Here is an 803-nt window from a genome sequence, read left to right on the forward strand (position 1 = left end):
GGGTGTGCCTGGTCAGGGTGTGCCTGGGCAGCCGGGTGGGGTGGTGGCTCCGCGGGTGGAGTCGGCGCCGGGGCGTGGTGGGGGTGCGGGTCGGGAGGAGGAGCGGGAGCCGGAGCCGTTGGTGGATCCGGAGGTGGTGGCGGGTGTGGCGCCGATGGCGGGGATGATGGCGATGGGGATGTTGCCGTTGATCGCTTCGGCGTTGGCGGGGTTGGGTGGTGGTGGCGGGGGTAATGGTGGGGGTTCGGCGCCGGTGGCTTCGGGTGGGGCCGATGGTTCGGGGGCGGCGGGGATGTCGCCGGAGGCGGCGCGGGCGATGGATGTGTTGAAGCAGTTGGAGGGGGTGTACGGGGAGGGGGAGCCGGCCGATCCGCAGGCGCGGGAGTTGCCGCAGCAGTCGGGGGGTTCGTCGGGGAGTGGTGCGACGACGCGGGCGATTCGGGCCAAGCAGTTGTTCCAGCGCAACGCGGCGAAGGCGTTCAACAATGTGGACAACCAGTTGGTGTCGTATGTCCAGGGGTTGAAGGGGTCGAACAAGGTCGACAGGAAAGCGATCATCAAGCTGGTGCGTGAGGTGAACGTGGCGTTGGCGGAGTTGGGGCCGCAGGCCTACACCAAAGCCGGGCAGCAGAAGGTGCATCAGATCCTGACCGCGGCGTTGCTGAAAGCGCAGTCGATCGTCTCGGGTGGCAACGTGACCTCCAGCGACACCGCTGCCGCGATCAACCGGTTGACCAAGCAGTACCTGTACAACATCGCGGGTAAGAACTACACACCACCCACCGGCACCAACGGCACCGGCG

General features: G+C 67.7%; 1 protein-coding gene. It reads left to right on the forward strand.

All coding sequences use genetic code 11. The features are described 5' to 3' along the window. Positions 1–43: 43 nt before the first annotated feature. Positions 44–803, forward strand: a 760-nt coding sequence (locus ACL03I_RS39420) for a DUF4226 domain-containing protein (protein WP_412808662.1), incomplete at its 3' end; no start/stop codon positions are given.

Source organism: Nocardia sichangensis (assembly GCF_047200615.1).
Classification (GTDB): Bacteria; Actinomycetota; Actinomycetes; order Mycobacteriales; family Mycobacteriaceae; genus Nocardia; species Nocardia sichangensis.